General features: G+C 45.4%; 26 protein-coding genes. 5 read left to right on the top strand and 21 right to left on the bottom strand.

Annotated features, from left to right (window positions below):
* Nucleotides 1-45 precede the first annotated feature (45 nt).
* The gene (locus tag L876_RS0114145) at nucleotides 46-933 is read left to right on the top strand and encodes a phosphoribulokinase (protein WP_028764408.1); all 888 of its coding nucleotides are present in this window, start codon (nucleotides 46-48) and stop codon (nucleotides 931-933) included.
* Between the two features lie 343 nt (nucleotides 934-1,276).
* Here the strand turns inward: L876_RS0114145 and L876_RS0114135 are convergent, their stop codons facing one another.
* Nucleotides 1,277-2,056 (bottom strand): tetratricopeptide repeat protein, encoded by a 780-nt coding sequence (locus L876_RS0114135; protein ID WP_428829722.1) that lies wholly within the window; start codon nucleotides 2,054-2,056, stop codon nucleotides 1,277-1,279.
* Between the two features lie 455 nt (nucleotides 2,057-2,511).
* On the opposite strand from L876_RS0114135, the gene crp reads away from it, so the two are divergent.
* The 4 genes from crp (at nucleotide 2,512) to L876_RS0114115 (ending at nucleotide 5,743) form a co-directional block, all read left to right on the top strand.
* Entirely contained in the window at nucleotides 2,512-3,147 is a 636-nt protein-coding gene (crp, locus tag L876_RS0114130) for a cAMP-activated global transcriptional regulator CRP (RefSeq protein ID WP_011864391.1), read from the top strand.
* An 81-nt stretch (nucleotides 3,148-3,228) separates the two neighbouring features.
* Complete coding sequence (locus L876_RS0114125; protein ID WP_373316119.1) at nucleotides 3,229-3,570, top strand: PepSY domain-containing protein; 342 nt, start codon at nucleotides 3,229-3,231, stop codon at nucleotides 3,568-3,570.
* Nucleotides 3,571-3,737: 167 nt separating this feature from the next.
* Nucleotides 3,738-4,412: a response regulator transcription factor gene (locus tag L876_RS0114120; RefSeq protein WP_028764405.1), complete on the top strand. Its 675-nt coding sequence runs from the start codon at nucleotides 3,738-3,740 to the stop codon at nucleotides 4,410-4,412.
* Nucleotides 4,409-5,743 (top strand): ATP-binding protein, encoded by a 1,335-nt coding sequence (locus L876_RS0114115; RefSeq protein WP_028764404.1) that lies wholly within the window; start codon nucleotides 4,409-4,411, stop codon nucleotides 5,741-5,743. The genes L876_RS0114120 and L876_RS0114115 overlap by 4 nt, the downstream gene beginning before the upstream one ends.
* A 139-nt stretch (nucleotides 5,744-5,882) precedes the next feature.
* On the opposite strand, the gene L876_RS0114110 is transcribed toward L876_RS0114115, so the two are convergent.
* The 20 genes from L876_RS0114110 to L876_RS0114015 form a co-directional block, all read right to left on the bottom strand.
* On the bottom strand, nucleotides 5,883-6,680 hold the full coding sequence (locus L876_RS0114110; protein WP_028764403.1) for a DUF1338 domain-containing protein: 798 nt from the start codon (nucleotides 6,678-6,680) through the stop codon (nucleotides 5,883-5,885).
* Nucleotides 6,681-6,838: 158 nt separating this feature from the next.
* Nucleotides 6,839-8,299, bottom strand: a complete 1,461-nt coding sequence (gene astD / locus L876_RS0114105) for a succinylglutamate-semialdehyde dehydrogenase (protein ID WP_028764402.1) — start codon at nucleotides 8,297-8,299, stop codon at nucleotides 6,839-6,841.
* 9 nt (nucleotides 8,300-8,308) lie between these two features.
* The gene (gene astA / locus L876_RS0114100; RefSeq protein WP_028764401.1) at nucleotides 8,309-9,328 is read right to left on the bottom strand and encodes an arginine N-succinyltransferase; all 1,020 of its coding nucleotides are present in this window, start codon (nucleotides 9,326-9,328) and stop codon (nucleotides 8,309-8,311) included.
* 131 nt (nucleotides 9,329-9,459) lie between these two features.
* Entirely contained in the window at nucleotides 9,460-10,677 is a 1,218-nt protein-coding gene (locus L876_RS0114095) for an aspartate aminotransferase family protein (protein ID WP_028764400.1), read from the bottom strand.
* Nucleotides 10,678-11,080: 403 nt separating this feature from the next.
* A complete protein-coding gene (locus tag L876_RS0114090) occupies nucleotides 11,081-12,226 on the bottom strand; it encodes an HDOD domain-containing protein (RefSeq protein ID WP_028764399.1) in 1,146 nt (381 codons plus the stop codon).
* 150 nt (nucleotides 12,227-12,376) lie between these two features.
* Entirely contained in the window at nucleotides 12,377-12,781 is a 405-nt protein-coding gene (locus tag L876_RS0114085; RefSeq protein WP_028764398.1) for a hypothetical protein, read from the bottom strand.
* Nucleotides 12,782-12,834: 53 nt separating this feature from the next.
* Nucleotides 12,835-15,309, bottom strand: a complete 2,475-nt coding sequence (locus L876_RS0114080; RefSeq protein ID WP_028764397.1) for a S9 family peptidase — start codon at nucleotides 15,307-15,309, stop codon at nucleotides 12,835-12,837.
* Nucleotides 15,310-15,560: 251 nt separating this feature from the next.
* The gene (locus L876_RS0114075) at nucleotides 15,561-16,136 is read right to left on the bottom strand and encodes an anthranilate synthase component II (protein ID WP_028764396.1); all 576 of its coding nucleotides are present in this window, start codon (nucleotides 16,134-16,136) and stop codon (nucleotides 15,561-15,563) included.
* Between the two features lie 164 nt (nucleotides 16,137-16,300).
* Nucleotides 16,301-16,747: a ClpXP protease specificity-enhancing factor gene (locus tag L876_RS0114070; RefSeq protein WP_028764395.1), complete on the bottom strand. Its 447-nt coding sequence runs from the start codon at nucleotides 16,745-16,747 to the stop codon at nucleotides 16,301-16,303.
* Nucleotides 16,747-17,376: a stringent starvation protein SspA gene (gene sspA / locus L876_RS0114065; RefSeq protein WP_028764394.1), complete on the bottom strand. Its 630-nt coding sequence runs from the start codon at nucleotides 17,374-17,376 to the stop codon at nucleotides 16,747-16,749. The genes L876_RS0114070 and sspA overlap by 1 nt, the downstream gene beginning before the upstream one ends.
* 110 nt (nucleotides 17,377-17,486) lie before the next feature.
* Nucleotides 17,487-18,188, bottom strand: coding sequence for a cytochrome c1 (locus L876_RS0114060; RefSeq protein ID WP_028764393.1), 702 nt, complete (start codon nucleotides 18,186-18,188; stop codon nucleotides 17,487-17,489).
* Complete coding sequence (locus L876_RS0114055) at nucleotides 18,188-19,402, bottom strand: cytochrome b (RefSeq protein WP_028764392.1); 1,215 nt, start codon at nucleotides 19,400-19,402, stop codon at nucleotides 18,188-18,190. Before L876_RS0114055 ends, L876_RS0114060 begins: the two co-directional genes overlap by 1 nt.
* Entirely contained in the window at nucleotides 19,402-19,992 is a 591-nt protein-coding gene (petA, locus tag L876_RS0114050; RefSeq protein ID WP_028764391.1) for a ubiquinol-cytochrome c reductase iron-sulfur subunit, read from the bottom strand. Before petA ends, L876_RS0114055 begins: the two co-directional genes overlap by 1 nt.
* Nucleotides 19,993-20,318: 326 nt before the next feature.
* Complete coding sequence (gene hflC / locus L876_RS0114045; protein WP_028764390.1) at nucleotides 20,319-21,197, bottom strand: protease modulator HflC; 879 nt, start codon at nucleotides 21,195-21,197, stop codon at nucleotides 20,319-20,321.
* Between the two features lie 2 nt (nucleotides 21,198-21,199).
* Nucleotides 21,200-22,348, bottom strand: a complete 1,149-nt coding sequence (gene hflK, locus L876_RS0114040) for an FtsH protease activity modulator HflK (RefSeq protein WP_028764389.1) — start codon at nucleotides 22,346-22,348, stop codon at nucleotides 21,200-21,202.
* Between the two features lie 43 nt (nucleotides 22,349-22,391).
* The gene (hflX, locus tag L876_RS0114035; RefSeq protein WP_028764388.1) at nucleotides 22,392-23,690 is read right to left on the bottom strand and encodes a ribosome rescue GTPase HflX; all 1,299 of its coding nucleotides are present in this window, start codon (nucleotides 23,688-23,690) and stop codon (nucleotides 22,392-22,394) included.
* A 20-nt stretch (nucleotides 23,691-23,710) separates the two neighbouring features.
* Nucleotides 23,711-23,989 carry an RNA chaperone Hfq gene (hfq, locus tag L876_RS0114030; protein ID WP_028764387.1) on the bottom strand — a complete coding sequence of 93 codons (279 nt, stop codon included), beginning with the start codon at nucleotides 23,987-23,989 and terminating at the stop codon, nucleotides 23,711-23,713.
* A gap of 92 nt (nucleotides 23,990-24,081) precedes the next feature.
* A complete protein-coding gene (miaA, locus tag L876_RS0114025; RefSeq protein WP_028764386.1) occupies nucleotides 24,082-25,008 on the bottom strand; it encodes a tRNA (adenosine(37)-N6)-dimethylallyltransferase MiaA in 927 nt (308 codons plus the stop codon).
* A 4-nt stretch (nucleotides 25,009-25,012) separates the two neighbouring features.
* Nucleotides 25,013-25,162 carry a hypothetical protein gene (locus L876_RS22775; RefSeq protein ID WP_156029434.1) on the bottom strand — a complete coding sequence of 50 codons (150 nt, stop codon included), beginning with the start codon at nucleotides 25,160-25,162 and terminating at the stop codon, nucleotides 25,013-25,015.
* Nucleotides 25,163-25,386: 224 nt separating this feature from the next.
* Nucleotides 25,387-26,179: IS5 family transposase (locus tag L876_RS0114015; RefSeq protein WP_028764384.1), on the bottom strand; the 793-nt coding region annotated here is incomplete at its 5' end.

Below are 26,179 nucleotides of genomic sequence, written 5' to 3'. Positions count from 1 at the left end.
GATGCCTTGTGCTGGCATCAATTTCAGCGTTTTTTAGGTAAAAAGATGTCAGCCAAACACCCGATTATTGCCGTAACGGGCTCTTCTGGAGCCGGTACCACCACGACGACAACCGCATTTAGTCATATCTTCCGTCAACTCGGAATTAATGCCGCTGTTATTGAAGGGGATAGCTTTCACAATTTTACGCGTCCTGAAATGGAGCTGAAGATACGCCAAGGCCAAACTGACAATAAAAACATCAGTTACTTTGGCCCAGAAGCCAACGATTTCGCTCGGTTAGAGCAGTGTTTTAGTGATTATAGCGCCACAGGCCAAGGCGATACACGCTCCTATCTGCACACCTTCGATGAAGCCGTGCCCTTTAACCAGATGCCAGGCACTTTTACCCAATGGCGACCACTGCCTGATAATACCGATATGCTGTACTACGAAGGCTTACATGGTGGTGTTGTCACTGATGAGGTTAACGTTGCCCAGCATGTGGATCTGCTTATCGGCATGGTGCCTATCGTCAACCTTGAGTGGATCCAAAAGATCATTCGAGACACCTCCGATAGAGGCCACAGCCGTGAAAAAGTGATGGGATCAATTGTGCGCAGTATGGATGATTACATTAACCATATGACACCACAGTTTTCTCGTACTCATATCAATTTCCAACGTGTTCCCACTGTCGATACTTCTAATCCGTTTAGTGCTAAAACGATACCTAGCTTAGACGAAAGCTTTGTGGTGATCCGCTTTCGTGGCATTAACAATGTCGATTTTCCCTACTACTTAAAAATGATCGATGGCAGCTTTATGTCGCGTATCAATACCCTAGTGGTACCGGGTGGCAAGATGTCACTGGCTATGGAACTGATTTTAACGCCATTGATCCGTGACTTATTAGAAAAAAGACAGCATCTACTGGATTTGGATAACGAATAATTCAAACACTTAAGATTCATTTAAGTCTCTAAGGGTAGACTCACTGCTATCGGGATTTCAGGCGAAAGACTGATAGTTAGTATACTCTTGGGAGTGAATTCCCCCATCTTGATCTGTTTGTTTCCTTGAGTATGCTAACGTCCCGAATTTCCTCAGTTACTCCCTCTTTCAGCACACTCCATCTTGTCGCTCAAACACAAATATACGCATTAAATACACCATAAGGTTTCACGATTATTTTGCGCGTAGCCTTAGCACTTGCCCAGCTGTAGAGCCACCATTGAGCAGACATAAAAAACGCCAGCATCTTGCAATGCTGGCGTATTGTTAATCTCAATGAACATTACTGTCCTAAAGGCACGACTTCACGGTAGGGTTGCTGCTGTTGATAATTTTGTAATCTCAACTCAAACTCACTGGAGCGATTCTGCTCAGCGGCCTGCTTCAATGCCTCAATCGCTCGCTGCTGAGTATCGATGGCAGCAGTATAATCACCGATTTCTGCATAAGCGGCTGCCAAGTTATCTAAATTGGTCGGATCGGCGCTGTTAGCTTCAACTAAGCCTTTGCCAATCTCTAATGCTCTATCACCATTGCGATACTTTGACTCTGGACAGGTTGATAAAATCCACACCACATTGCCAAGAGATATCTCATCACCGACGGCAAGAAAGTGATCCACTGCTTTACCACAATTGCGCGCAACCCCTTCTCCACCAGCGGCATAGATAAAACCTAAACGAAACTGTGCCCATTTGTTCTCTTGGGCTGCTAACTGCAGATACCAACGCTCCGCCAGCGCTAAGTCTCTCGCAATAATTTTGCCGTCAAATGCTAAATCAGCAATAGTCTGTGCGGCTTTTTCATGACCTTGCTCCGCTGCCCGTGATACCCACTGCGCACCCAGTTGCTGGTTCTGTTCAACGAAACGACCCGAAAGATACATCAGGCCCAGTAAAAATTCGGCTTCAGGCTCTCCCTGAGCAGCTTTGAGCTGAATATGCGCCAGTTTACTAGCCATTGCAGCGGATTCAGTCGCAGGAGTTGAGAAAGCCCAAGCGTGACTTGTGATTGCCATAGCAGCAATCAAGCTTGCAACTTTAATCCAAACAGATGTTTTCACGATTTAATGCTCTCCTACATCAAGCTACATAGCCTTTTGGCTAATTGTAATTTGATCACAACCTTGGAAAATGACCCCAGATACGCCGTAAATATGACGCTAGAGAATAACGTTAGCAATAATTAGCGCCTCAAGTCGAGAAAAAAACGTATTAATGTGCATGAAAATCCATTGTGTGTGCGGCAAACTGTGATTTAATAAACAAGTTAGATGTGATTTACGCAGCATTGTCGGTTAAATAACGTGGGCTTTTAACGGTATTAGTTGACATATATTACTAATGTATCAAAATAAACTCCCATAATTGAAAGCAAGTTACATTGAGTTTTATTGAGTTGTTGATTGCATATTTATTGCAAACTTTGATCTCTCGCGAGGTTTTTCCCACTTAATTGACGTAATCTGCTTATTTAGCATATTCTTGTATTTACATTAATCAGTCGAGGAACATAGGCATGGCTCTGATTGGTAAGCCAAAACCTGATCCAACTTTGGAATGGTTTTTATCACACTGTCACATTCATAAGTATCCAGCCAAAAGCACTCTGATCCATGCTGGTGAAGACTCTGATACCTTGTACTACATCGTTAAAGGTTCTGTTGCCGTCTTGATTAAAGATGAAGAAGGCAAAGAGATGATTCTCTCTTACCTAAATCAGGGTGACTTTATCGGTGAATTAGGTCTGTTTGAAGAGCAAGCCGAGCGTACTGCTTGGGTTCGCGCTAAACAAGCCTGTGAAATCGCAGAGATCTCATACAAGAAGTTTAAGCAATTGATTCAGGTAAACCCTGAGATTTTGATGAAACTCTCTTCACAGATGGCTTATCGCTTACAAAGCACTAGCCAAAAGGTGGGTGACTTAGCTTTCCTAGACGTTGCAGGTCGTATTGCACAGACATTGCTACATCTAGCCAAGCAACCTGATGCGATGACACACCCGGATGGCATGCAAATCAAGATCACTCGTCAAGAGATCGGTCAGATTGTTGGTTGTTCACGCGAAACGGTTGGCCGTATTCTTAAGATGCTTGAAGAGCAGAACTTAATTCAAGCTCACGGTAAAACAATCGTGGTATACGGTACTCGCTAAGCGTACATTAAGTTAGATTTAATAGATCTTCGCTAAAGTGGCCTGACATCTAGTCAGGCCATTTTTTTTAGGATAGCGTTAGTGAATTTTATCTCCCTTATTAGCACCACTGTCCTAACATTGATCTTACTGGGCACAAGCTATGCGTCGACCTCTATTGAGCTTGAGCATAACCAAGCTAAAAAACTGGTTAGCCAAGGTAAAATCCTCTCTCTAGATCTAACCTTGGTGCATGTACAGCAATACTGTGCAGGAAAATTAATTGACGCCCATCTATATCAAGCTCAAGGCCGCTGGAGCTACGACCTACGACTTAAAACCCTTGAAGGCGAGCTAGTATCACTCAGTATTGATGCGGCAACCGGTCAACTTCAAAGCTACCAACAGTTGCCATTAACCTGTCATGACACGAACAGTAAGTAATACCAATCACTATAATCCACCACAAAATTAATCTGCTTTACATCAGCCCGTTGAAAAGTAGTATTATCTTTGTCATATAAACTCTCACTCGATGTTCTGGACCCTGGCACCTCCTCGCAGGCCACACCAGTTGATAACGAGAATGAACTTGAAGGTACACTCAGACAATGAAATTGCTGCTGGTTGAAGACAACGCACTATTAGTGGAAGAGCTGGAAAAACAGTTAAAGCAAGCAGGTTATGTCACCGATGTTACCGACAGAGCTGCTGAAGCAGACTATCTGCTTAAAGAAACCAACTATGACTGCGTTATTTTGGATATTGGCCTGCCTGATGGCAATGGCTTAGAATTGCTAGAGCGTTGGCGCAACCAAGGTATCAATACGCCTGTCATCATGTTAACCGCTCGCAGTCAGTGGCATGAAAAGGTTGAGGGATTCAATGCTGGTGCTGATGACTATTTAGGTAAGCCTTTCCATACCCAAGAGTTGTTAGCCCGTATACATGCGTTAATACAGTGCGCGCATGGCAAAGCCAGTACGCCTTCAAAAGAACTGAGCTTTGAAGGGGTCACCTTGGATGAGGGACAGCAGAGCGTGACTGTGGGTGACAATCACTTTGAACTCACCGCGATGGAGTTTCGGCTACTTAAAATATTCCTTATGTCACCGAAAAAATTACTTTCCAAAGCACAGCTTACCGACAAACTTTATCAATTTGATGATGAAAAAGAGAGTAATGTGGTTGAGGTTTACGTGACCCATCTGCGTAAAAAGCTGGGTAAAACTGCGATTGAAACTCGACGAGGCCAAGGTTATATCTTTCACGGCTTGAAACAATGATCTCGATTAAGACTAAACTAAGCCTGTGGTTAACAGGCTTAGTTATTATCTCAACATTTATTGCCATCGCCTTCTTCGAATCTATGCTCAGGCAAGCCTTTCATGACTCAATCATAGACCGACTTGAGGAAGATTTGGAGCAAGTGTTACTCGCCATTAATGTCGAGAATGGCGACATCAGCATAGATCAAAGTCAACTTTCTGGTTTCTACAATCCCGTTTATTCTGGTCGCTACTACCAGCTAAATATGGAAGGTGTTGAGCTGCGCTCGCGCTCACTTTGGGATCAACGGCTCAATATCCAGTCGTTGAATAAAGGAGAAACTCGGGTGTGGCAGACAAAAGGCCCGCAAAATCATGATATCCAACTGCTCTCTTTAGGGCTAAGCAACCAAGCTGCCCACCAAAACGCCACCCTAACGGTAGCCCAAGATCTCAGTATTGGCCGAAAGGTGTTTACCCAAGTATATGGCACAAAATTAAGCGTAAACCTCGCAATGTTATTAGCCATGATAGCAGGGATATTTTTGGTGCTCAGGCAATCTTTTAAACCGATAAACGACATGCAACACGCACTGGTCAAACTGCGTGAGGGCGAGATCACCGCACTGGATGCGACGAAAATTCCGCCAGAACTAACGCCATTAGCCGACACCTATAATGAATTGCTCAAGTATTCCAGCAAACAGATGGAACGCAGTCGCAATAACTTAGGCAACTTAAGCCACGGGCTAAAAACACCGCTGGCAGTGATGCAGCAGCAAGTCGAAGCTCTTGGGCTCAAAGATCCAGACAGCGCAATAGCATTGCAAAAACAGCTCGACCAAGTGCATAAGATGATTGAGCGCAAACTGGCCGCAGCGAGAATTACCGGCGATATGCTACCAGCCGCACAGCTGCAACTGCCTAAAGATCTGCATGATCTATCTCAAACATTGGCTAAGGTGCACAGTGCCAAAACGATTAACTGCCAGTTTGAGCTTTCAACCACAGTGTCTAGGCTGCCAATTCACCGCGAAGATGGCATGGAGCTTATCGGTAACTTAATGGATAACGCTTATAAATGGGCACAAACTGTGGTGCAAGTCAGTGTGGTCAACCATGACGATACCCTAACCCTTGTCATTGAAGATGATGGGCCGGGCGTTGCCAGCGACGAACTCACTCTACTTACCCATAGAGGCAGGCGTTTAGATGAAGAGATCATGGGCCATGGGCTCGGTCTCTCTATTGTTAAAGATATCGCCGAGCAATATGAAATTGGACTGAAGTTTGATCACAGCACTCACTTAAGTGGTTTAAAAGTCGAACTGACCTTTAATAAGCTGTAAGGTTGCCAATGGCACGCGTTAAGCGCCTCACTCACACTCAAGTAATACCAATCAGTTTAAGTTGGCTCTGTGGTAAAAAACACCCATAAAAAAGCCGATGCGACCGCATCGGCTTTCTAACGAAATTCACTCACTCGGATTAACCGTTATTAGTGCTCTCAAAAATCTTGTCAGCAGAGGCTGCCACAAAGCCTGTGTACAACTCACCATCAGCTTGAGGGTAACGCAGTGCAAACTCATAGAAACAGCTTGGAATCGCCTTTTGAGCGTCTTTAAAGTCAACAGTGATTCTATCTGCCATTGTCGACGACTGCTCAAGCAGGACTTCTGCAGAACCTTTGACTTCACCACCGACACTATTTAAGACAAAATCGCCCTGCTTTAGGGTTTCATTGACTTCTAAAATCGTGTTGTAACCAGGTAAATGGTTAATCGATACCGTAAAGTGGTTAGCGCGGTAACCAAATGCAGCAACCCAAGCCGCATACTCACTTTCAGCCAGTAAGGCCTCATAAGTACTGTAGTCGAGTTCCCAATGGCGACCCGAGTAGAGGAAGTTTTCAGCTTGGGTCGCTGCCACGTCAACTTGCTCAACCAAAGCTTTCACAGTCGCTTGCAGTTCAGGGCTAAAGGCTTCAACCATCAGCTCAGAGATAAACACCTTAGGCTGTTTCGGATCTGGGTGCTCAAAATGCTTAGCTTTAAGCTTTTTCGCTTCAAAATTATAATCACCGCAGGCAACATAGCCAAGGGACTCAAAGTGCTTTGCCAGCACGCTTAAGTTCACTTTTTCAATGTTAAAAGTACGCAGCGCAATATGGTCATTGATAATGGTCTCACCCTTAGCCAAAAGCTGGTGTACCTTAGCAGCTGAAGGGGTCATTTCAACATAGTCGTCCCAAAGGGCGGCAAATAACTGGTTTACATCTGTGTGCATCAATTTCTTCCTTAACGGCATCGTGCTCTCAGTCTTTTGCTGTGGCAGCTGAGTTGTGGTTATCACGATATAAGTACAACGAGAGTAAAGAGATCAATCTTTCGTGTACGACTTTTAAAAATGGCGCAGCTCAAACAAGCTGCCCCATGGTGTTTCTCTTAAACAGTTAGGCCTGGGCTTAACGTGGCAGGCAAACTAACCGCATCAGCTTCAACCGAAGCAACTGGGTAAGCACAGTAATCGGCAGCATAAAATGCGCTGGCTCTATGGTTACCTGAAGCGCCTACGCCACCAAAAGGTGCCGCGCCTGATGCGCCCGTGATCTGCTTGTTCCAGTTAACAATACCTGCACGAATACGCGCAAGGAAATAGTCATAATCATCACGGCTGTCGGCCAATATCCCCGCTGAAAGGCCGTAACGGGTATTGTTTGCTAGCTTAATCGCTTCATCAAAGTCAGTATAACGAACCACTTGTAACAGCGGACCAAAGTACTCTTCATCTGGTAGTTCGATCACTTGGGTAACGTCGATAAGGCCCGGAGAAACAAGACCTGTACCCGCTTCAAGATGGGTTAACTCCACCAACGCCGTACCACCTAGGTTAACCAAGTTACGCTGCGCTTCAACCATACCTTTGGCCGCAGTTTCTGAAATCATAGATCCCATGAATGGCTGTGGCTGTGCGTTCCACGGTCCCACTTTGATCTGCTTAACGGCTTCAGCCAGTTGAGCTAATAGCGCATCACCTTCGGCGCCTTTTTCCACATACAAGCGACGTGCACAAGTACAACGTTGACCTGATGAGATATAAGCCGATTGAATGATGTCATGAACCGCAGCCTTGGTATCCTTAACACCTTTGATAATAAGTGGATTATTACCACCCATCTCAAGCGCTAGAATTTTACCAGGGTCACCGGCATATTGTTGATGCAAGATATGACCTGTGCGCGAGCTACCAGTAAAGAACAGACCATCGATTTGCGGATGTGATGCTAGCGCCTTACCAGTTTCAACTTCACCTTGAACTAAGTTAATCACACCAGCAGGAAGTCCCGCCTGTTCCCACAACTTAAGCATTAGCTCAGCGGTTTTAGGGGTAAGCTCTGACGGCTTAAAGACCACAGTGTTACCTGCAAGCAGCGCAGGAACAATATGTCCATTAGGCAGATGCCCTGGGAAGTTGTAAGGACCAAATACCGCCACAACACCGTGCGGCTTGTGACGCAACACAGCGCGGCCAGCTGGTGTGTCATTTTCAGTGGTGCCAGTACGCTTGTTGTACGCGGCAACAGATAAGCCTATCTTGCCGACCATAGCGCCCGCTTCAGTCGCGGTTTCCCACTGAGGTTTGCCAGTTTCTTGAGCAATCGTTTCAGCTATTTCCGCTTTACTCGCTTCAAGTTGATCGCGATAAGCTTCTACGATGGCTAAACGCCCCTCAAAACCCAGCATAAACCAATCAAATTGCACCGCACGCGCAGCATCAACAGCACTATTAACTTGCTCAGGCGTTGCCGTATTGCTCTGCCAGATAACTTCATTGTTTGCAGGGTTCTTCGACGTCACATCGTGACCTAGACCAGCAACCCATTGACCATTTATAAATTGACTCATAATTTTATCCTACAATGCTAAAACGCGGATCTGTTCGCCTTGAGCAACCATTAATCCCGCTGCAAGCTCAGCTGAAATCGTCACTTCATCAGTTTCATCACTGACCAGCAGATCGGCTGATGTCGCGCGATAATCCGCTAATAAAGTATTTGAGATGATATAACCAGTGGTTGATGCAGGCATCTCACCAATGTTTACCGTTAATAGGCGGCTCTCTTTCACCGAGCGAATATCGTTAATATTGCACTCTACCGTTGGACCACCATCGAAAATATCGACATATCCTCGGCATCTAAAGCCTTCGGCTTGTAATAGATTAAGCGCTGGACGTGTATTACGATGAACTTCGCCAATCACTTTCTGTGCTTCTTCCGGCAGCAAACAGACATATACCGCATTCTTTGGCATCATCTCTGCCATAAACGCTTTTTGTCCTAAACCAGATAGATAGTCGGCCTGAACGAAGTCAATGCCAAGAAAGTGTTGTTGCAGCCAACTGTAAAAAGGTGAATTGCCTTCGGCATCACTTTCACCACGCATCTCTGCTATAACAGTTTCGCCGAACCGCGCTGCGTGTTGAGCCAAGAAGAGAAAACGGCTGCGCGATAACATACGGCCATTATTATTTTTACGATATGACTCGCGTAAAAATAGGGTGCACAGCTCAGCAGAGCCAGTATAGTCGTGGCATAAGGTTAAGGTTTCAACCTCGTTACGTACATCAATCTGCTCCGAGTGATAAACTTCGGTGCCTAAGCGATAATGATAGAAAGCATCGACCATGCCCACTGCGGCTTCTAGCCCGCAAGTACCAACGACTTCGCCCGTTTCAGTATCTTCAAGCACCATCAGATAGCCTTCATCGAACGGCTTATCTAACTGCTTTACGAACGACTCTTCAACACGCTTAATCTTGTTGCGAAGTAGCTCTTCATTTACGGGTAAAGACGTGAATCCATGACCTGACTCCACGGCGATCTGATATAGCGCATCATAATCGCTTGAGCGGATGGGACGGATAATTAACATCTTCGATCTCCTCAGTTTTGCTCGAGACCCAAACACGACCCCTTAAAGTAAGACAGGCGTGTAGTGTTTGAGGTTCAAGTATTCCTATCGACAAAAAAGCGCGAATAAATGATCCGCGCTTAATATGTCTCTTAGCCTGCAACCACTTTCGCTACAGCGCGTTCGAAACGAGCAAGACCTTCAGCAATATCAGCCTCAGGGATAACTAGGGAAGGAGTAAAACGGATAACGTTGGCACCCGCGATTAGGGTCATTAACCCCTCAGCAACTGAGGCAACAAGAAACTCTTTTGAACGACCTTGATATTGCTCGTTCAACACAGCACCTAGCAGTAGTCCTTGACCACGTACTTCGGCGAATACCTTATACTTTTCGTTGATCTTGTTAAGGCCATCACGCAACAACTGTTCGCGATGCTTAACGCCATCTAACACTTCAGGCGTATTGACCACATCCAATACAGCGTTACCGATAGCACAAGCCAATGGGTTACCGCCGTAAGTTGAACCATGAGTACCAATTTTTAGATGCGCTGCAATCGCGTCAGTGGTTAACATCGCTGCGATTGGGAAGCCACCGCCTAAGGCTTTCGCCGTTGTCAGGATATCCGGTACCACTTCAGTACGCATATAGGCATATAGCTCACCTAAACGACCAACACCCGTTTGGACTTCATCGAAGATAACCAATGCATTGTGCTTGTCTGCTAGGGCGCGAACCGCTCTTAGAAACTCAACATCAGCATCGATAATACCACCTTCACCTTGAAGTGGCTCAAGCATGATGGCACACGTTTTATCAGAGATAGTCGCTTCAAGCGCAGCGATATCATTAAATGGAATATGGGTGATACTTTGTGGTTTTGGACCAAACCCATCAGAATAAGCGGCTTGACCACCGACACTTACTGTGAAGAAAGTACGGCCATGGAACGCCTTATCAAAAGCGATAATCTGGTCTTTCTCTGCGCTAAACTTATCCAATGCATAGCGACGTGCGAGTTTTAATGCCGCTTCGTTGGCCTCAGCACCTGAGTTGGCGAAATAGACCTTGTCAGCAAATGTTGCATCGACCAGCTTAGTCGCTAGAGCCAATGCAGGTTCGTTAGTCATCACGTTAGAAAGATGCCAAAGTTTTTCACCTTGCTCTTTAAGCGCGCCAACGAGTGCTGGGTGACAGTGACCTAAACAATTAACTGCAATACCACCAGCGAAATCGACAAATTCGGTGCCTTCTTGATCCCATACTCTGCTTCCCTCACCACGAACAGGGATCACTGCAGAAGGTGCATAGTTAGGCACCATTACTTCATCAAATTGGGCTCTAGTTAGCTTGTTGTTCACGCTCATTCCTCTCATCCTTTCATTGTTGCCGATGGCTTAAAAGCCTGTCGTACCCGTCTTTTATCGTATCGATTGCCTATGGCGGCGACGGTTGTTTAGTTATCTTAAGTGACATTAATAGCGAAAATGTGATCAAAATACCAGTTTCTTACACTCAACCCAATTATTCACTGCATGATTAATGCATAAAGATTTGAGCTTTAGAGTTATACAAGCGTTTATTACGGGGGTTTGCGGCATAATTAGTCATAAAAAAAGTTGTTAGCGCCCACTTTTGTTATTCATGCACCAATTTTGAATATATAAACACATTAAATCGCTATAATTAGCTGAGTTGTTTGAATTCTGCTGCTTTTTAACACAAAAAGGCAGTCATAGACTGTCAGGGTGAGAAGCGCCGCAACTGGCACTATATCAGATCCAGCTTACGGTAATTCTGCCCTTTAAGACGAATAACCTCCTGCTCACTTAGCTCATAGTAATCATACATTAAGCGCTTCTCTTTAGCGTCAATCATGCGCATATCTTCTAGCATCATCACCTTGGCAAAGCAGCTGGCTCTGGCAACAATTGCGCCGAACGTCGACAATTCACTATAGCTTAAGTGGTTGCCCAACTCAGTTTGCACTTTGGTCAGCTCGCTTTCACCGAAGTTAAGCAGACTCAATAACTGCCAGTTGAGCTGGTGACTGTGTAGCAGCACTAATTGATACACATCTTCGGCAGGGAACTCAGTCGCAAGCACCGCATCATACAACTCTTTATCTCGACTGGCACTTGCCTCTCTCAGCCAGTTACCCCAAATACTCTCATATACCTTGGCACCGTTTTTAAGCACTACAGAGGCACCGAGTTGGTATAGGAGTGCACAGCTATAGCTGAGTGCGATATCCTGCTCATTCAGCTGAGCTAACGCCTTAGCAGCGATGCCAGTTATCATCGCGTAGCGCCACAGCTTTCTCGTGGTCCACAGCAGATTCGCGTGACCCGTTGGCAGCCAGTTACGTAAACAGTAATACGGAATCAACATCCGTAAGTTCTCAACCCCAATGAAGTTAAGCACTAACTTAATATCGGTCACCTTTATATCTGAGCGTTGTTGGCGTTTATGGCGAAATGTCGGGCTGTTAACCATATTGGTTAAATCGCGGCATAACCAAGGTAAGTCGGTGATCAGAAGGCGTAAGCGGTTTAAATCTATATTCTTTTGATGCAAAGCTTCCAGCATTAACATCTGAGTCTCGTTAATACCCGAATGCTTTAATAACAACTCTGGTGAGGCAAGTTGATTGTCTAAGGTCGTTTTGACTGTGGTGATTAACTGTGCCGATACCGCTTCGAATACTTGTTTAGCTTGTATCTGTTTAGTGAGTCGCTCCAGCACGGCATCACGTTCGATATCCAGTTTATTCGCATCACCTTCGAGTTCGCGATCAAGCTCATCAAACATGGAGGCCGCAACCTTTTGCTTACCCACAATGAGCTGCTTCAATAACCTATGTTCTATATCAATAATCACGCCTGGACGCACACCGCCAGCAACCGATTTACTCACCTAACCATTTCTCCATCGCCTTCATTCGATTAAACATATAGTACACGAAACTACTGATTTAAAAGACTACAATACCAGTATAACTTGAACTAGCACTTATCATGGATAACTGGCCTAGGGGATTAAGTCGACATAAGCTGATCAATTCTGTTACTTACCCCCACGTTGGAATCGTAACGGACCACTGCCTTCACTGGAATAATAATGGCCTTCTAACTTTGTACCATCAGCCGATAGTTGTAATCTGTGTTTACCTTCAACTACCCAGCCTGGGATTGGGCGCGTCACCGTCACATCGACCTCTATCGTATTCCCTATGCGGGTACCGGTACCATATTCAACCATAGCAACACCTTTGTACTCGACGTAATGACTCATCTTAATTTGATCACCATCTTGCGCAAGGATCATCACCCCATTAGTAAATTCACTGCTATTCACATCATGCCACAAACCGTCAACCATCGACGCAATCCCTGTATTAGCATGCACCTTGAGTCCCAGCGTAAAACATGACACTAACGCAATGAATAACAAGCCTATTACTCTTATCATTTCCCCACTCCCAAATATAAAAAAAGGCCTCCAATAGGAGGCCTAAAACCGGCTTACTTCAACTCTTGTTCAAACAACTTATAGATGCGGCGGTACTCATCTAACCAACTCGATGGTTGGCGGAATCCGTGAGGCTCAACCGGGTATATTGCCGTTTCAAACATTGGCTTCTCCAGCTCAATAAGACGCTGCACCAAACGGACACTGTCTTGGAAGAATACATTGTCATCTAACACACCACTCATGATCAGCAACGGCTTTTGTAGGCCTTGTGCATGTTCAATCGGTGAGCTGCGCTCGTACGCAATAGCATCAACATCTGGCGTATTCAATATGTTCGACGTATAGGGTGCATTGTAGTGAGCCCAATCTGTTACTGGACGCAACGCTGCACCTGCTTGGAACAACTCAGGCTCAGTAAATAGCGCCATAAAGGTGAGGAAGCCACCATAAGAACCACCATAGGTGCCAACTTTATTTGCGTCGACATTGGCATTGGCAACCATCCAGCTCACGCCATCCTTAAGATCTTCAACCTCTGGATGCCCCATGTTACGGTACACCGCGGTGCGCCAATCTCGTCCATACCCTTTTGAGCCACGATAATCCATATCCATCACCACGTAACCCTGCTGCGTTAGCAGGTTATGGAACATAAATTCGCGGAAGTAACCAGAGAAACCATAATGGGCATTTTGTAGATAACCCGCACCATGATTAAAGATCACCGCTGGGTACTTATGCGCATTGTTCTTGTCATAGCCTTGCGGCAAGTAAACACGCGCATAAACATCTGCCGCGCCATGGGTCGAAGCGACAGCAACAACTTCAGGTGCTTGCCATGCATATTGCTTAAATGCATCGCTGGTATAATGGGTTAGCTGCTTTAGTTCACCGCCAATAGGCTGGACAAACAGTTCGCTTGGCTCTGTGCGACGAGAAGCATTTAACAATAACTGAGTTCCATCAGGGCTCAGGCTGTAATCTAATTGGCCATTCCACTGTGTCAACTGCTCGCTCTCACCAGTGGCTATCTCTACGCGATACACGTTATCGATACCAGGGTGCTGCTTATTCGCCTTATAATAGATAAATTGTGCTTTGGGGCCCAAAGTGATGTCACTGACGACAAACTTGCCTTGGGTAAGGGCCTGAGGCTTACCAACCAATGATTTCAGGTATAAATGGGAGTAACCCGTTTCTTCAGAAAGGTAATAAAGTTTGTCGCTATTAGGTAGCCAACCAAACTGGTTAAAGTTGTAATTAACCCATGCATCGTCGTGTAATCGGTGCTCTGTCGCTAACTTGCCGCTGTTGAGATCAAGCGATGCGATCCACCTGTCTTTATTGTCAACAGCTTCGAGCATTATAGCCACTTGGTTGTCTTGGTTGTGCCACTGAATTGCACTTTGACTCCAACCCCAATCTTGCATCAATTGGATTTTACGGGGCTGCTTTTCACTCTTATAGCGCTCACCTTTGGCTTGCGCGTTTTCCACTTTGACGCTGGCGAGTACATCCTCATCAAAACCCGTCAAGCCTTCGATAGTGACATCATGTTTTTGACGTTCCGCTAAATCAAGCAATACCAGGCGTTGTCCTGGATTTTCATCTTCGGCAACTCGCGCTCTAACAGGAACCGCATCAACATAACCATCCTTGCCTAAATAGTTAGGCATAATGTCATGCTCACTGCGCCAGCTATAGCTTTTATCCATGAGTGATAAAATAAGGTAACGACCATCTGGGGATAAGCTCTTTTCTAAAATGGTCTCTGCGTCACCTAAATACCATGGCTCTGGCGCCATCGTTGGATCAGCCTTGGCTAACTCCTCTTTATATGCTGCTTTGTGTTTCGCATTGTCTTGCTGCATCGCAACATACTGAATCAATCTGTGCTGTTGTTTAGCAATGTAACTATCTGGTTCTTGGACACCTTTAGGGGCATTCTCCATCTTAATCAACGCTAGCTGTTCTATTAAGCCAGAGTCTTGATGAATACGGACAACCTCATTGCCCTGCCAATAAGCGATGTCGCCATTATTTAAAAATCTTACATCCTCTACTGGCTTATTTAATCTTGTCAGTTGTGAAACCTGCCCCGTGGCCAGCACTTTAACGAAGACGTTACCTTGATAAATATAAGCTTTGCGGCTTTTACTGCCATCCAACACACCATATTGTTGATCGGCTGAATGCAGCTGATTCAGTGCTAGCTGCTCTGCGCTTTGCGCCGTAATGGCTTGTTGATAAAAATCGCGAGTGGGTGCACCGTGAGCCTGACGAGCAAAATAGATCGATTGACTATCATCGCTCCAGTATTCGCCTTTGGCTAAAATCCCCATCCAATCAGGATTAGCCATTATTTGATTAAGCGTTAACGCTTGATCAACTTGTGGGGGTGTCGCCAAAGCCACTTGAATGGGAGCGACTGCCTGAGCAGTATCATTTGAGGGGGTGGTCGCGCAACCACCTAATATTGTGAGGGTCAGTAAACTAAGACCAAAACCACGAAAAGCGCCAGTCATCCTTCTTCCTTATCGTTATCACTGTGCTAAGCCGCAGCCACACAGTCGTTATTTTGATGCCTTTTATATCATAAAATGGCTTATCGACGTGGATGATTAATGATAAATCTTGTAACAGATTGAAAAGGATATCGACAACATAGCAACAAAGTTTGCCAGCAATAGGATGAATAGCCACTCGATGACTATTGGCTAGAAAATGATGCGCGCGGGTTGAGCTAAATTTAATGAATAATCCAGCCAAGCAGACGCTAACCAGGCAAGCTGAAGAAGTTGTTTAACAGCTCTAACCCTTGCTCGGTCAAAATAGACTCCGGATGAAACTGGACACTATAAATGGGGAGGTGTTGGTGACTCATCGCCATAATCTCTCGCCCATGCTGCGGATCGTCGAACCACGCATCTAATACAAATTCAGCGGGTAGGCTTTCCACTAATAAGGAGTGATAACGCGTTACCGTTAACGGGTTATTCAACTGCGAAAAGAGCCGCATACCCGTATGGCAAATCTTGCTCGTTTTACCATGCATAACACGCTTGGCTCTAATGACGTTAGCACCAAACACCTGCCCAATGGCTTGATGACCCAAACATACGCCTAAGATCGGCAATTTTCCGGCAAAATGTTTAATCGCATCAAGCGATACCCCAGCTTCATTTGGGCTACAAGGTCCTGGGGAGATAACTAAATGAGATGGCGCGAGTTGTTCTATCTGCGCTATGGTGATCTCATCATTTCGTTTAACCACGATAGTATGACCTAGCTGCTGAAAATACTGCACTAAGTTAAAGGTAAAAGAGTCGTAGTTATCGATCATTAAGATCATAGCGTTTTTACAAGCCCTAGGTTTTTAGAGGAGGAATTATGGCCGCAGATGCTACCACAGTGACACACGCTTATCATCCAAAAACACCATGCTAACACGCTGGCTTGAGACATAAAAAAACCAGTCTTTCGACTGGTTCTTAGTATGAGTTACAAGTACTCGGCCTATTTGACAACCGTAAGGTGTCCACGGCGCTTTGGCTTACTCTCTTCTTTTTTAGCCACAGGCTCTGCAGAAGGTTCGTCGACAACAGTTAAGCCACTTTCTTCGAGTTCGGGCTCGAGTTGGTAAGCTTCCTCTTGATCAAACACAGTGCCAGCACCATTCTCACGGGCGTAAATAGCCACGATTGCTGCCATAGGCAGTACTACCTGCTGGGGTACACCACCAAAACGAGCATTGAACTCAATAAAATCATGACCGATTTGCAAATTACCCACTGCACTCGCAGTAATATTAAGCACTATCTGTCCATCCTTGACATACTGTTGCGGCACTTGAGTACCTGGAACATAAGCATCAACAACCACATGTGGGGTGAGCTCATTATCCATCAACCAATCATAATATGCTTGCAGCAGATATGGACGATTAGGGGTCATCGACTTCATTAGATACTCATGCGCATTTCGCGCTCGGCCTCAGTTAAAGAAGCTTTAAATGACTCACGGTCAAATAGACGTGTCATGTAAGCTTTAACTTCTTTTGCTGTGCGGCTATCAAGTTCAATGCCTAATACTGGTAGACGCCATAATAGTGGGCCTAAGTAGCAATCAGCCAAGCCAAACTCTTCAGCCATAAAGTAAGGCATTTCAGTGAAGATTGGGGCGATAGCTGTCAAGCTCTCTTGCAACTCTTTACGAGCCGCATCGGCGCGATCACCGCTTCTGATGCGTTCAACTAGCGTATACCAATCATTTTCGATACGGTGCATCATCAAACGAGTTTGACCACGAGACACTGGATAAACCGGCATTAGTGGTGGATGAGGAAAACGCTCATCCAAGTATTCCATTATAATGCGTGAGTTATACAGGACTAATTCACGGTCAACCAAAGTTGGTACAGTGTTGTACGGGTTTAGCTCAATAAGATCTTCAGGCATTTCGCTAGGATCAACCTGCAGAACATCGACAGTAACGCCCTTTTCAGCCAACACAATGCGAACTTGATGGCTATAGAGATCGTCGGCGCCTGAGAACAGGGTCATGATTGAGCGTTTATTGGCAGCAACAGCCATTGATACCCTCCAAGATTTAAAATCAAAAGCTAAGAAAAGCAAAAAATAAACGAGGGGCAAAGCCCCCCGTTTACAATATGCGGATAATACATTCTAACCTTTATTGGGGGTTAGTGTACATCTCTCCAGTACTCTTTCTTTAGGAGATAGGCCACAATAAAGAAAATAAACAGGAAGCCCATAACCCACCAACCTAAGCTTTCACGCTCAAGTTTGACAGGATCACCCGAATAAACGAGGAATCCAGTGATGTCACGAACAACTTGGTCATACTCTTCAGCAGTCAATGAACCGCCTGTAGCTACCGTAGTACCATCTTCTTGCTTAACTGGAAGGCCTTGAAGTTCTTGAAGAACGTGAGGCATACCTACCGCAGGGAATACTGAATTATTAACACCAAACGGGCGACTTTCATCTTTATAGAAGCCTTTTAGGTATGTATAAATCCAATCTTCACCACGGACACGAGCTACTAGCGTGAGATCCGGTGGCGCTGCACCAAACCATTTCGCGGCATCGACTTCTGGAATCGCATTTTCCATCAAGTCACCAACCTTGGCATTTTCATCGAACATATACTTATTACGCATATCGTCGATTGAAATATCTAGGTCTTCCGCGACGCGGTTATAACGTTGGTATTGCGTACTGTGACAACCTGCGCAGTAGTGTTGGAATTTATCCAAGCCGCGTTGCAGTGATTCAGTATCATTCAAATCAACGTTAGCACTTTCTAAGTGTACGTGTGCACCACCTGCTGCGAATACGAGCGATGGTACCAAGGTAACTAATGCAATCAGTAATTTTTTCATTAGTGTGTCAACCTCTCTGGTACAGGCTTGGTCTTCTCATTCTTACTGTAAATCCAAAGTGCTAAGAAGAAACCGAAGTAAGTCAGAGTAAAGATACGCGCAGCTATAGTTAGCGCTGGCGTCGCTGGTACCGCACCTAAGTATCCTAAGATAACAAATGATACAGCGAACTGACTGATGTTCAGCTTGTGGATCATGCTACGGTAGCGGATAGATTTAACGTTGCAGCGATCTAACCAAGGTAGAATGAACAATACTGCAATCGCTAACCCCATACCTACGACACCCAATAACTTGTCAGGAATCGCACGCAAAATCGCGTAGAAAGGTGTGAAGTACCACACTGGCGCAATGTGCTCAGGTGTCTTCATCGGGTTAGCCGCTTCAAAGTTTGGCTTCTCGAGGAAGTATCCACCGCCCTCAGGCATGAAGAACAACACATAACAGAAGACAATCAGGAAGCCTGCGACGCCCATGATATCTTTTACTGTGTAGTAAGGGTGGAATGGAATACCGTCTTTTGGCCAGCCATTCTCATCTTTGTTTTTCTTAATTTCGATACCGTCGGGGTTATTTGAACCCACTTCATGTAACGCGATTAAGTGTAGGAATACCAATACAACCAAGACTAATGGCAATGCAATAACATGCAGCGCAAAGAAACGGTTTAGGGTAGCACCGGAGACAACAAAGTCACCACGGATCCAAAGTGTTAGGTCATCACCTATTACGGGAATCGCACCAAATAGTGAGATAATTACCTGCGCCCCCCAGTAAGACATCTGTCCCCAAGGAAGGAGGTAACCCATGAACGCTTCAGCCATCAACACGAGGAAGATCAACATACCAAATAACCAGAGAAGTTCTCTTGGCTTCTGGTATGAACCGTAGATAAGACCACGGAACATGTGCAGATAGATAACCACGAAGAACGCCGATGCACCGGTAGAGTGCATGTAGCGCAGCAACCAACCATATTCAACATCACGCATGATGTATTCAATAGAGGCAAATGCCCCTTCAGCCGTTGGTACATAGTTCATGGTTAGCCAGATACCGGTTAGTAGCTGGTTAACAAGGACTAGCATGGCTAATGAGCCAAAGAAGTACCAAAAGTTAAAGTTAGTTGGCGTCGCGTATTGACCCACATGACGGTTATAAGTGGCCGTCATTGGAATACGAGCATCAATCCAATCGATAATATTTTTAACCATTACGCAGCTCCCTGGTCGACACCGATGATCACGTTGCCATCATCAATATATTGATGAGGTGGGACAACAAGGTTCAGTGGTGCAGGTACGCCCTGGAATACACGTCCAGCCATATCAAACTTAGAGCCGTGACATGGACAGAAGAAGCCCGAAGCAACACCCTCAACTTGCTCACCGAAGGTATCAGGTAGATACGTTGGCGAACAACCTAGGTGAGTACAAAGACCTACGGCAATGAAGAACTCAGGATTAATTGAACGAACGGCGTTCTGCGCATAGGCAGGCTGCTGCTCTTCAACTGACGCAGGATCACGAAGCTGATTATCATGCTTTGCAAGACCATCTAAGATCTCTTCGGTGCGACGGACAACCCATACAGGTTTCCCACGCCACTCCACACGGATCAGCTGACCCGGCTCGACTTTACTAATATTTACTTCAACCGGTGCACCTGCAGCTTTCGCTTTGGCACTCGGATTCCATGACTTTATAAAAGGAACCGCTACAGCGACGGCACCAGCACCACCTACTACGGCGGTTGCTGCGGTCAGGAATCTGCGACGTCCGGTATCGACTGGCGCATTGCTCATCCACTTATCTCCAGAGAGTGTTGGAATTTTTGTTTTAAAATTTCTTTGAAATTGGGGTTTTACCCCAAAGCACAAAAATCAAATTTGAGGCGGGGCTCATTATAGCCAAAAATTAGAACCAGATCATAGTAAAACAGCGAACAAAGTTAACTATGTTAGGAAAAATACCGTTCTAGCACTTAAAGTAGGAGAAGAAATAGCGTAAACGAGCAGAAATTAACAAAGATAATTGAAGTACCAGCTATAACAACTTTAGCTAAATTAGAACGTTACAAAAATTAAATACAAAAAAGCCCGAACTTGTCGGGCTTTTTTAGTCACATGGCTTATTTGCCGTCAGAACGCTTCATATACTTAAAGAAGTCACTGTCAGGTTCTAAGACCATAACGTTTGCGCCACCGTCGAAACTGGCTTTATACGCTTCTAAGCTACGTAAGAACGCATAGAACTCAGCATCTTTGTTATACGCATCAGCGTATATTTTAGCGGCAATCGCATCACCTTCACCGCGAACAGCAAGAGCTTTACGCTCCGCCTCAGCGATTTGGATTGTTACGCTAGCATCAGTCTTAGCGCGAATGATTTCAGACTGCTCCTTACCTTGAGCACGATGCTCTTTCGCTACAGCGGTACGTTCTGCACGCATACGCTGATAGATACTTGAACTTACGTTTGCAGGCAGGTTAATCTGCTTAACACGCACATCGACCACTTCGATACCAAGATCTTCAGCACTTTCAGATGCGTTCTTCAATGCATCTTGCTGCAACTCATCACGACTACCGGAAACGATGTCTTTAATGGTGCGGCGACCAAACTCTGTACGAAGATCGTTATTAATCTTACGTTGGAGTAAAGACTCCGCCTGAGCTTTATTACCGCCATTAGTAGCAAGGTAATATCTCTCATGGTCAAGGATGCGCCATTTCACATAGGAGTCGACCATAAGGTCTTTCTTCTCAGAAGTAACGAAACGATCCGCTGCGCCATCCATGGTCTGAATCCGTGAATCCAGTAGCTTGATCTTATCGATCATCGGCACCTTGATATGCAAACCTGGTTCATAGACACGAGTAACGCCATCTACTTTCAAGATTTTACCAAAACGAGATACGATAGCTCGCTCACCTTCATTGACTACCATCAGTGATGACAGGCCGAGCGCAATTAAAATTGCGACAATAATTACAGTTAATCTACCCATAATTAATTTCTCCCCTCACGAGTTCTATCGCTGCGAGAAGCGCGACCATCAAGCGGCATGCTTAAACTGTTCACCATGCTATTCGCTGATTCCTGATTAGACGTGTCTGCCTTGGCTGCGGCTTTAGCCTTTTTAGTTGATTGGTTTTGCTCCATCAACTTATCCAAAGGCAGGTACATCATGTTGCCACTGCTCTTAGAATCAACAAGTACCTTGTTCGAACCAGAATAAACCAAAGACATCGCATCGATATAAAGACGATTACGAGTCACTTCTGGTGCAGCTTGGTATTCAGGAAGTAACTGTTCAAAGCGTGCAACTTTACCGCGAGCCTCTAGGATTTCTCGCTCTTTATAAGCGTTAGCCTGTTGCTCCATGCGCTGCACAGTACCACGGGCTTTTGGCTCAATCTCACGAGAATAAGCTTCAGCTTCACGTATAAAGCGCTGCTCATCTTCTTGTGCTGCAATAGCATCATCAAATGCGTCCTTTACCTCTTCAGGCGGACGCGCAGGCAAGAAGTTGACGTCTCGGATCTCTAACCCCAGATTATAAGGCTCGATAATACGATTGACTTCATCCCACGTATCGCGACGAATTTGATCACGTCCCGTGGTCAAAATGTCATCCATCCTGTTGTGACCAATAACATAACGTAACGCACTATCAGTGGCTTCACGCAAACTCGCATTAGCATCGACAGCACTAAACATAAAGCGATACGGATCAACAACGATGTACTGGACATCCAACTCGACTAGCACGACATTTTCGTCAGCAGTAAGCATGCTGCCAGATGCAGGGATCGAGCGAACGTTACTGACATTCACTGGATAAACTTCATCGATGAAAGTCGCTTTCCATTGCAAGCCTGGCCCGACTTCACCAATATATTGGCCAAATCGTAAGGCAACGCCTTTCTCAGCTTCTTTCACCGTATAGAAACCGGACAGTCCCCACACGACAACGGCAATGACTAATACAATGACCAAGCCAAATGCGCTGAAACCAGCACCAGAGCCATTACCTTTTCCCCCAAAGCGCTTAGAGATATTCTTAAACACTTCATCTAGATCTGGTGGCCCTTTGTCATTGCCACTTTTGTTTCCCCAAGGGTCTTTACCCTTGTTACCGGGCTCGTTCCAAGCCATTTAGCACTCCATAGGTGTATGAATTAAACGAGATTACTAAAAACTACTCTACCGCTGTTGTTTCAACAATAAAGGTTTCCAACTCCCCTTGGCTCTGTTTCGTTAATCGTTGCCAATCAGACTCCAATAAACGCACAGATAAGATACAGTTCCCCAGATCGTCATACTCTTTCTGCTGTATCACATCCAGTCGATAAAACTGACCAAGATAATGTCCAGCCGTCGCTGGGATTTGCAAGGTTAACTCAATGGCGACGCGACCAACTATTTTATCGATCGCCTCTTCGAGCAGCTCCAAGCCTTTGCGTTGCTGAGCCGAAACCCACACACGCGTTGGGACACCATCACTATCGTAATCGATCTTAGGCCCCACATCCTCCAACAGGTCGATCTTATTACAAACGACCAATTGTGGAATATCTTCAGCACCAACCTCTTTAAGCACTAATTGCACTTGCTCAAAATTGTCGCCCATATTGTCATCGGCACAATCAACAATATGTAACAACAGATCAGCTTCACGCGTTTCTTGCAGCGTTGCCTTAAAAGCGGCAACAAGGTCATGAGGCAAATGCCTAATAAAACCTACGGTATCGGCCAATATGACCGCACCATCTCGCAACTCAAGCTTTCTTAATGTCGGGTCGAGTGTGGCAAACAATTGATCTGCCGCATACACTTCTGACACGGTAAGTGAATTAAACAAGGTAGACTTGCCCGCGTTGGTATAACCCACTAGCGATACCGTGGCTAATTCACTGCGCTTTCGCGCGCGTCGACTCTGTTCACGTTGTTTATCGACTTTTTCAAGTCGCTTGTTGATCGTTTTTATCCGACCACGCAATAGACGACGGTCAGTTTCGAGTTGAGTTTCACCTGGGCCGCGCAAGCCAATCCCGCCTTTTTGTCTTTCAAGGTGGGTCCAACCACGAATAAGGCGTGTTGACATGTGGCGCAGTTGCGCTAGCTCCACTTGCAATTTACCTTCATACGTACGCGCACGTTGGGCAAAAATATCGAGAATCAGTGTAGTGCGATCTAACACTCGACACTGACAAACTTGCTCAAGATTACGCTCTTGAGCAGGACTTAGGGGATGATTAAAAATCACCACACTCGCTTCTGTAGCAGCCACTAATGCCGCTAACTCTTCCGCTTTGCCTGATCCAACAAAAAACTTTCGATCTGGAGAACGACGACTTCCCGTTATCACACCAACGGTTTCAGCCCCTGCCGATTCAACTAATAAGCGAAGTTCAGTAAGATCTTCCCTACTGTCTTCGTCTGCAAAGTCGATATGAACAAGTACTGCAGCATCTCCCGCTTCATAGCGATCAAACAAAAAGTTGACTCCTCAGAAAATTACTCAGCGCTGTCATCATGTGGTGCGTTATAGCCACCAGTTTGATTTGGCGTAGCGTGGTGGTTGCTCACGTTAAATGGGCGCGCAGGTACCACGGTAGAAATAGCGTGCTTATACACCATTTGGCTAACGGTGTTTTTAAGCAAAATAACGAACTGATCAAATGACTCAACCTGTCCTTGAAGCTTGATACCATTAACAAGGTAGATAGAAACAGGAACGCGTTCACGACGTAATGCGTTCAAAAACGGGTCTTGTAAAGATTGCCCCTTTGCCATTTTATAATTTCCTTTTTATTAAAATAAATTTAAACCTAATACAGCATCAATTTCTGGTTTAGTTTTAGTATTATATAGAGTGAATGAATTAGCTAGCGACAATACTGCATAAGTCGAGCTAGATTTGTTTCGTCACCACTCTCAAGCCAATTTAGCTCAGGCCATCCCCGTAACCATGTTAATTGACGCTTGGCCAATTGCCTAGTCGCAACAATGGATTTTTCGACCATTGTATCATAGTCATAATCACCATTTAGGTACTGCCAAACTTGGCGATACCCCACACAACGCATCGAAGGTAGGTCTAAATGTAGATCGCCGCGCGCTTTTAAGCGCTCTACCTCTTCGATGAATCCTTGATTTAACATCAATTTGAATCTTTCTTCTATAGAAAGATGTAACACTTTACGATCTTTAGGTGAAATACCAAATTGCACCACAGAATAGGGTAAGGCTTCAGACTTAACTTCGGTTAACTGGGTTAAACTTTTACCGCTAATCCGATACACCTCAAGTGCTCGGGATAAACGTTGCGGATCGTTCGGGTGTATCCTCGCCGCAGACACGGGATCTATCTGTTGTAATTGCAGATGCAATACATCCCAGCCGTCTCGCTCGGCTTCTAATGCTATCTGTGCTCGAATCGACTCATTCGCCGCCGGTAAGGGTGATAAGCCTTCCAGCAACGCCTTGAAATAAAGCATAGTGCCGCCAACTAAAAGCGGAGTTTTACCTACGTCGATAATCGACGCAATCTCATTCAGCGCATCTTGTCGGAAATCGGCCGCGGAGTAGCTCTCACTTGGGTCCCGAATATCAATTAATCGGTGCGGTGCCCGTTCAAGCTCTTCACTATTCGGTTTAGCGCTGCCGATATCCATACCACGGTATATCAAGGCCGAGTCAACGGAAATAATCTCGCAGTTATGCTGCTCAACAAGCTCAATAGCTAATGCCGTTTTACCTGAAGCCGTTGGCCCCATTAAGGTGACAATTCTCGGCTTATTTTCGCTATTCACACTTTTACTCACTTAACCACGTTTGCCAAGGTAGGACCTTAGCCTGAGAAACAATATTGGCTCTTTCTGACTCAGCTAACTGACAATAATCAGCCCAAAGCGATACCGCGGAACTAAAATGATGGCAACTCTTTGCAGCTAACCAACTAATCATGGCTTCATCCGCAGGCTCTTCAAAACGAATCCATTGTAATAGATCAGGTATTACAGTGGCCAGCTGGCTATGCCTTAGGGAAACTGCGAACAAGTCCTGCAATTTAGGTATCGAGCGAGGTTTTGAGCGGCCCGCCTGATTTTTGAACGCTAAGTGTTCAATTTTGGCCAACATACTGCCGTTTTACGCCGAATTTCGACCTAATTCCAGGCTGTTCCCGGATTTCAGACAGATCTTGGCTGTCGTCGTAACATCTGGTCTACTTTAAACAGGTTCGCCAAGGTGAATAGCATGGCTAACTGTGAGTCATTTTTCGTCAGCCCTTTATAGCGTGCTTTGATAAAGCCGAACTGACATTTGATGATCCGGAACGGGTGTTCTACCTTCGCCCGAATACTGGCTTTTAAATACTCGATGTTGATAGCGGTTTTATTCTTGCGGGGATGCTTCTTCAGCGCCCGAACTTTGCCGGGACGCTCTGCTATCAGCCATTCCACATTAGTATCTTTCAGCTCTTCGCGTTTTTCCGCGCCTTGATAACCAGCATCACCAGAGATGAATCCCTCGTCGCCATGCAACAGATTTTTCAACTGGTTCAAGTCATGTTCATTGGCGGCGGTTGTCACCAGCGTATGAGTGAGGCCACTCTTTGCATCCACGCCAATGTGAGCTTTCATACCGAAGTGCCATTCATTGCCTTTTTTAGTCTGATGCATGTCCGGGTCACGTTCATTCTTTTTATTTTTAGTGGAGCTGGGTGCTTGAATAATCGTTGCATCTACCAATGTTCCTTGCGTCATCATCACACCGCAATCCGACAGCCATTGATTGACCGTTTGGAATAACTTACGAGTGAGTTTGTGTTTTTCCAGCAAGTGCCTGAAATTCATAATGGTAGTGCGGTCAGGAATGGCTTTATCCAGTGACAGTTGTGCAAACTGACGCATCGAAGCAATCTCGTAAAGCGCATCTTCCATCGCCTCATCACTCAGACTGTACCATTGCTGCATACAGTGA

This window comes from Shewanella colwelliana ATCC 39565 (assembly GCF_000518705.1).
Classification (GTDB): Bacteria; Pseudomonadota; Gammaproteobacteria; order Enterobacterales; family Shewanellaceae; genus Shewanella; species Shewanella colwelliana.
The sequence above is the reverse complement of the archived record's forward strand: the minus strand, read 5'-3'. Positions and strand labels throughout refer to the sequence as shown.

Excerpts from the sequence above, each read along its gene's own strand:
- L876_RS0114145 (WP_028764408.1), top strand. The coding sequence starts at position 46 with ATGTCAGCCAAACACCCGATTATTGCCGTAACGGGCTCTTCTGGAGCC.
- crp (WP_011864391.1), top strand. The coding sequence starts at position 2,512 with ATGGCTCTGATTGGTAAGCCAAAACCTGATCCAACTTTGGAATGGTTT.
- L876_RS0114120 (WP_028764405.1), top strand. The coding sequence starts at position 3,738 with ATGAAATTGCTGCTGGTTGAAGACAACGCACTATTAGTGGAAGAGCTG.
- L876_RS0114115 (WP_028764404.1), top strand. The coding sequence starts at position 4,409 with ATGATCTCGATTAAGACTAAACTAAGCCTGTGGTTAACAGGCTTAGTT.
- L876_RS0114110 (WP_028764403.1), bottom strand. The coding sequence starts at position 6,680 with ATGCACACAGATGTAAACCAGTTATTTGCCGCCCTTTGGGACGACTAT.
- astD (WP_028764402.1), bottom strand. The coding sequence starts at position 8,299 with ATGAGTCAATTTATAAATGGTCAATGGGTTGCTGGTCTAGGTCACGAT.
- astA (WP_028764401.1), bottom strand. The coding sequence starts at position 9,328 with ATGTTAATTATCCGTCCCATCCGCTCAAGCGATTATGATGCGCTATAT.
- L876_RS0114095 (WP_028764400.1), bottom strand. The coding sequence starts at position 10,677 with ATGAGCGTGAACAACAAGCTAACTAGAGCCCAATTTGATGAAGTAATG.
- L876_RS0114085 (WP_028764398.1), bottom strand. The coding sequence starts at position 12,781 with ATGATAAGAGTAATAGGCTTGTTATTCATTGCGTTAGTGTCATGTTTT.
- L876_RS0114080 (WP_028764397.1), bottom strand. The coding sequence starts at position 15,309 with ATGACTGGCGCTTTTCGTGGTTTTGGTCTTAGTTTACTGACCCTCACA.
- L876_RS0114075 (WP_028764396.1), bottom strand. The coding sequence starts at position 16,136 with ATGATCTTAATGATCGATAACTACGACTCTTTTACCTTTAACTTAGTG.
- L876_RS0114070 (WP_028764395.1), bottom strand. The coding sequence starts at position 16,747 with ATGAAGTCGATGACCCCTAATCGTCCATATCTGCTGCAAGCATATTAT.
- sspA (WP_028764394.1), bottom strand. The coding sequence starts at position 17,376 with ATGGCTGTTGCTGCCAATAAACGCTCAATCATGACCCTGTTCTCAGGC.
- L876_RS0114060 (WP_028764393.1), bottom strand. The coding sequence starts at position 18,188 with ATGAAAAAATTACTGATTGCATTAGTTACCTTGGTACCATCGCTCGTA.
- L876_RS0114055 (WP_028764392.1), bottom strand. The coding sequence starts at position 19,402 with ATGGTTAAAAATATTATCGATTGGATTGATGCTCGTATTCCAATGACG.
- petA (WP_028764391.1), bottom strand. The coding sequence starts at position 19,992 with ATGAGCAATGCGCCAGTCGATACCGGACGTCGCAGATTCCTGACCGCA.
- hflC (WP_028764390.1), bottom strand. The coding sequence starts at position 21,197 with ATGGGTAGATTAACTGTAATTATTGTCGCAATTTTAATTGCGCTCGGC.
- hflK (WP_028764389.1), bottom strand. The coding sequence starts at position 22,348 with ATGGCTTGGAACGAGCCCGGTAACAAGGGTAAAGACCCTTGGGGAAAC.
- hfq (WP_028764387.1), bottom strand. The coding sequence starts at position 23,989 with ATGGCAAAGGGGCAATCTTTACAAGACCCGTTTTTGAACGCATTACGT.
- L876_RS22775 (WP_156029434.1), bottom strand. The coding sequence starts at position 25,162 with ATGATTAGTTGGTTAGCTGCAAAGAGTTGCCATCATTTTAGTTCCGCG.